Source organism: Microbacterium sp. (assembly GCF_047606385.1).
Taxonomy (GTDB): domain Bacteria; phylum Actinomycetota; class Actinomycetes; order Actinomycetales; family Microbacteriaceae; genus Microbacterium.
The window spans coordinates 1-3,433 of sequence record NZ_JASGEL010000045.1; the positions used below are offsets into that span (position 1 = coordinate 1).

The following is a 3,433-nucleotide window of genomic DNA, read 5'->3' on the forward strand; positions in this document are numbered from 1 at the left end:
CTGTTGCCCGCGGGGCCCCTCGCCGTGCAGGCCCGGGGCGTCGCGGTGCGGCGCGGGGGCCGCCGCATCCTCGCCGACGTGCAGCTGGGCGTCGACCCGGGCGAGGTGGTCGCCGTGCTCGGCGCCACCGGCTCGGGCAAGAGCACGCTGCTGAGCCTCATCGCCGGGCTGCGCGACGCGGAGGACGGCGAGCTGAGCCTCGGCGGGGTGGGCCACGTCGACGTCGCCGAGGACGCGCTGCGACGATCGGTCGCCGTGGTGCCGCAGACGTCCTTCCTGCTGCACGAGAGCGTGCGCGAGAACCTCGTGCTGGGTCGGCGGGGTGCGGGCGGCGGCCCGGTGACGGATGCCGAGATCTGGGCCGCGCTCGAGGTCGCCGCGGCGCGGGAGGTCGTCGAGGCGCTGCCGGACGGGCTGGACACCGTGCTCGGCAGCCGCGGCGCGACGCTGTCGGGCGGCCAGCGGCAGCGGCTGGCGATCGCCCGGGCGCTGCTGGGGCGGCCGTCGCTGCTCGTGCTCGACGACGCGACGGCGGCGCTCGACCCGCACGTCGAGCACGAGGTGCTCTCCCGACTCGCCGGCCACCTGCACGAGCGTCGCGCGCACGGCGATGCGCCGACCGTGCTGCTGGCCGCGAACCGGGCGCCCGCCCTCGCCCTCGCCGACCGTCTCGTGCTGCTGGACGCCGGCGCGGTCCGGGCGGTGGGCACCCGCGACGAGCTCGCGGACGACCCGCTGTTCCGTGCCCTCGTCGAGGCGTACGACCGCGTCACGCCGGCGGAGCAGGCCTCGTGAGCCGGGCGCGCGGGTCGTGGCGCGTCATCCGCGAGGGGCTCGCCGTCACGCCCGAGATCCGGCACGGCCTCTGGCTCACCCTCGTGCTCGCGCTCGTGGCGGGATCGGGGCGCGTCGTCGTCGCGGTCGGCGTGCAGCTCGTGGTGGACGGCGCGCTGGCCCCCGGCACCGCCGTGCAGGCGACGCTGCCGGTCGTGGTCGGCTGCGCCCTCGCGGTGGTCGTGGCCGGCCTCTCGTCGATGTGGATGAACCGGCGGCTGGTGCGGGCCAGCGAGGACGCCCTCGCCTCGCTGCGACGCCAGGCGTTCGGCCGCATCCTGCGCCTGCCGTCCGAGGGCGGCGCCTCGCGGGCGACGCTCGTGTCCCGGGTGACGAGCGACGTCGACGCGATCAGCCAGTTCACGCAGTCGGGCGGGGTGTCGCTCGTGACGAACGCGTTCCAGGCGCTCATCGCCGTGGTCGTCATGCTCTGCTATTCATGGCCGCTCGCGATCGCCGTGCTGCTGCTGTCGGCGCCGGCGCTCGCGGCGATGCAGCTGCTGCACGGCGTCATCGCCGAGCGGTACCACCGGGTGCGCGTCGCGGTCGGCAGGCTCTACGGCGGCGTCGGCGAGGCGATCGAGGGCATCGAGGTGATCCGCGGCTTCGGAGTGGCCGATCGGGTGCAGACACGCACCGACGCGCTGATCGGCGACGTGGAGCGGGCACAGCTGCGCACCGTGCTGCCCATCGGAGTCAACACCGGCATGGGCGAGCTCGTCAACGGGATCGTGACCGCGACCGTGGTCGTGGCCGGCGCGGTGCTCGGCGTCGGCCTGCTGCCGGACGCTCTGCCGGCGCCCGCCGAGGGCGAGCTCATCGCGTTCCTGTTCCTGGTCACGTTCTTCGTCCGGCCGCTGCAGTTCCTCGTCGGCCAGCTCGGCGACGCCCAGAACGCGGTCGCCGGGTGGCGACGGGTGCTCGAGGTGCTGGCGGACGCCGACGCCCTCCCCGACGGGGACGCCGTGATCCCGCCGGGCCCGGTCCGCGTCGAGGTCGACGGGCTCGGGTTCTCCTACGACGGGCGGCCGGCGCTCGCCGAGGTGGACGTGCGGATCGAGGCCGGCGCGCACGTGGTGATCGTGGGGGAGACCGGGTCGGGCAAGAGCACGTTCGCGAAGCTGCTGACCCGGCAGCTGCGGGCGGACGCCGGCGGAATCCGTCTGAGCGGCACGCCGATCGACCAGGTCGCCGCCGACGCATTCTGCCGTCGCGTCGCCGTGGTGCCGCAGGACGCGTTCCTGTTCGACCGGACGGTCGCGGAGAACATCGCGGCGGGCGAGGACGAGCCCGATCTCGCCCGCGTGGACGCGGTGCTCGCCGAGCTGGGGCTGACGGAGTGGGCCCGCGCGCTGCCGGACGGCATCCGCACGCGGGTCGGGCAGCGCGGGCAGTCGCTGTCGGCGGGCGGCCGTCAGCTGGTCGCGCTCGCCCGGGCGGCCTACCTGGCCCCCGACCTGCTCGTGCTCGACGAGGCCACCAGCGGCGTCGACCCCGACACGGACGTCCGGGTGCAGCACGCGCTGCGCCGCCTCGCGCGCGGGCGCACGACGGTGACGATCGCGCACCGGATGGCCACGGCCCGGCAGGCCGACCGCATCCTGGTGTTCGCCGAGGGGCGCCTGGTGGAACAGGGGTCGCACGCCGAGCTGATCGCGGCCGGCGGGCGGTACGCGCTGCTGCACGGCCAGCGTCCGCCGGACCGATCGGCCGCGGCGATCGGTACCCATCGCCGGACATCGTTGGACGCCGCCACCGGCGGCCGCGCACAGTGGAAGAGCATCCGAGAAGAGGAGCCGTCATGACCATCACCGCCCCCGTGTCCGATCTGCCTGCCCAGAAGCCGGGCGCGCTGGCCATCGGCTTCCACACGCGGGTGCCGTTCGCGACCGGCCAGGCCGGCGCGGCGCTGCATGACGGCATCCGGTTGTTCCAGCTCGGCGAGCAGCTCGGGTTCGATCGCGGCTGGGTCTACCAGCGCCACTTCGACAACTACCTCGCCTCGCCGCTGGTGTTCCTGCCGGTGGTCGCGCAGCACACCGAACGCATCGGGCTCGGCACCGCGATCATCGGCATCCGCTACGAGGACCCGGTGCTGCTGGCCGAGGCCGCGAGCACCGCCGACCATCTCACCGGCGGCCGGCTGCAGCTGGGGCTGAGCACCGGCCAGGGCGGGTTCGACGCCGCGTTCGGGCAGACGGTCAACGACGGGCGGGAGCAGTCGCAGCGACGTCTGGACACGTTCCTGCGCGGCATCCGCGGTGAGGCGGTCGGCGAGTCGCTGACGGTGCGCGGCGTGAGCGACTCGCTCATCGAGCGGGTCTGGTACGGCGGCGGCTCGGTCGCCTCGGCCCAGCGCATCGGCGGCCAGGGGCTGCGGCTCATGCTCTCGACGATCCTCACCGGCGACGTCCACGACTACAACGCAGAGCAGCTCGCGGCGATCCAGGCCTACCGCGCCGCCTACGCCGGCACACGGCCGCCGCGGGTCGTCGTGAGCCGCTCGATCCTGCCCGCGACGACGCCGGAGCTCGCGCGCCGCTACGCCGCCTACGACGAGGAACGGCGCACGCTCGGGCCCGCCGCCTCCCGCCCGGCC

3 protein-coding genes are annotated in these 3,433 nt (G+C 75.2%); all 3 read left to right on the plus strand.

All coding sequences use genetic code 11. The annotated features are described in order from the left end of the window. The coding region (locus QM626_RS05205) for an ATP-binding cassette domain-containing protein (protein ID WP_415074688.1) at positions 1-795 on the plus strand (795 nt) is incomplete at its 5' end. After that, positions 792-2,639 (plus strand): ABC transporter ATP-binding protein, encoded by a 1,848-nt coding sequence (locus QM626_RS05210; protein WP_415074690.1) that lies wholly within the window; start codon positions 792-794, stop codon positions 2,637-2,639. The genes QM626_RS05205 and QM626_RS05210, both read left to right, overlap by 4 nt. After that, positions 2,636-3,433 (plus strand): LLM class flavin-dependent oxidoreductase (locus QM626_RS05215; RefSeq protein ID WP_415074693.1); only part of this gene is annotated, 798 nt, incomplete at its 3' end. The genes QM626_RS05210 and QM626_RS05215, both read left to right, overlap by 4 nt.